Origin of the sequence: Actinocrispum wychmicini (assembly GCF_004345645.1) — a bacterium.
In the GTDB taxonomy this organism is placed as follows: Bacteria; Actinomycetota; Actinomycetes; order Mycobacteriales; family Pseudonocardiaceae; genus Kibdelosporangium; species Kibdelosporangium wychmicini.
The window spans coordinates 1-2211 of record NZ_SLWS01000034.1; the positions used below are offsets into that span (position 1 = coordinate 1).

Sequence of the window (2211 nt, forward strand, 5' to 3'; positions counted from 1 at the left end):
GTGAGAGTGCGGCAGTGAGACTGCGGGGGATAAGCTTCGTAGTCGAGAGGGAAACAGCCCAGAACACCAGCTAAGGCCCCTAAGTGTGCGCTAAGTGGGAAAGGATGTGGGGTCGCCCAGACAACCAGGAGGTTGGCTTAGAAGCAGCCATCCTTGAAAGAGTGCGTAATAGCTCACTGGTCAAGTGGTCCTGCGCCGACAATGTAGCGGGGCTTAAGCGTACCGCCGAAGCTGTGTCATTCACACATATACATCCACTTCAACTTTCGGGTTGTTGTGTAGTGGTGTGGATGGGTAGGGGAGCGTCCTGCACCCCTGGAAGCTGCGACGTAAGTCAGCAGTGGAGGGTGTGGGAGTGAGAATGCAGGCATGAGTAGCGATAGCAGAGTGAGAACCTCTGCCGCCGGATGACCAAGGGTTCCTGGGCCAGGCTAATCCGCCCAGGGTAAGTCGGGACCTAAGGCGAGGCCGACAGGCGTAGTCGATGGACAACGGGTTGATATTCCCGTACCCGCGTGAATGCGACCATGATGAGGCAGTTGATGCTAACCACCCAAAGCTGTGGGAGTAAGCCTTCGGGTGAATCTTACGGTGGAGCGTGGGATCCGATTCTGTATTAGTCAAGCGATGGGGTGACGCAGGAAGGTAGTCCCGCCAGTGAGTGGATTAACTGGTGTAAGCGTGTAGGGAGTGGTGTAGGCAAATCCGCACCATATATATCCTGAGACGTGATGCGTAGCCGATTGAGGCGAAGTGGATGATCCTATGCTGTCGAGAAAAGCCTCTAGTGAGTGTTCAAGCGGCCCGTACCCTAAACCGACACAGGTGGTCAGGTAGAGAATACTGAGGCGTTCGGGTGAACTGTGGTTAAGGAACTCGGCAAAATGCCCCCGTAACTTCGGGAGAAGGGGGGCCGTGTGGCGTGAAGGACCGTGCGTCTGGAGCGTTGTGTGGCCGCAGAGACCAGCGAGAAGCGACTGTTTACTAAAAACACAGGTCCATGCGAAGTCGTAAGACGATGTATATGGACTGACGCCTGCCCGGTGCTGGAACGTTAAGAGGACGGGTTAGTGCCTTTTGGGGTGCGAAGCTCAGAATTTAAGCGCCAGTAAACGGCGGTGGTAACTATAACCATCCTAAGGTAGCGAAATTCCTTGTCGGGTAAGTTCCGACCTGCACGAATGGCGTAACGACTTCTCGGCTGTCTCAACCGCAGGCCCGGTGAAATTGCATTACGAGTAAAGATGCTCGTTACGCGCGGCAGGACGGAAAGACCCCGGGACCTTTACTATAGCTTGGTATTGGTGCTCGGTTCGGCTTGTGTAGGATAGGTGGGAGACTGTGAAGCGCCATCGCTAGTTGGTGTGGAGTCGTTGTTGAAATACCACTCTGGTCGGATTGGGTGTCTAACCTCGGACCATGATCTGGTTCAGGGACAGTGCCTGGTGGGTAGTTTAACTGGGGCGGTTGCCTCCTAAAGGGTAACGGAGGCGCTCAAAGGTTCCCTCAGCCTGGTTGGCAATCAGGTGTTGAGTGCAAGTGCACAAGGGGGCTTGACTGTGAGACTGACGGGTCGAGCAGGGACGAAAGTCGGAACTAGTGATCCGGCCATGGCTTGTGGAAGCGTGGTCGCTCAACGGATAAAAGGTACCCCGGGGATAACAGGCTGATCTTGCCCAAGAGTCCATATCGACGGCATGGTTTGGCACCTCGATGTCGGCTCGTCGCATCCTGGGGCTGGAGTAGGTCCCAAGGGTTGGGCTGTTCGCCCATTAAAGCGGTACGCGAGCTGGGTTTAGAACGTCGTGAGACAGTTCGGTCCCTATCCGCCGCGCGCGTAGGAGATTTGAGGAAGGCTGTCCCTAGTACGAGAGGACCGGGACGGACGGACCTCTGGTGTGCCAGTTGTTCTGCCAAGGGCATGGCTGGTTGGCTACGTTCGGAAGGGATAACCGCTGAAGGCATCTAAGCGGGAAGCCTGTTCCAAGATGAGATCTCCCACCTCTTTGAGGTTAAGGCTCCCAGCTAGACGACTGGGTTGATAGGCCGGAGATGGAAGCACGGTAACGTGTGGAGTTGACTGGTACTAATAGGCCGAGGACTTGTTCACAAAGGTGTTACGCATCCACTGTACGGTTCTGAGACAGCACGCCTCCGGTGTGTGTGTTTCATGGTGTTACGGTGGTTTTAGCGGAGAGGTGACGCCCGGTC

At 55.6% G+C, this 2211-nt stretch carries 1 rRNA gene; it reads left to right on the forward strand.

Annotation, left to right across the window (positions count from 1 at the left end):
* A 23S ribosomal RNA gene (locus EV192_RS53465) occupies positions 1 to 2110 on the forward strand; the annotation flags it as partial.
* Positions 2111 to 2211: the final 101 nt, after the last annotated feature.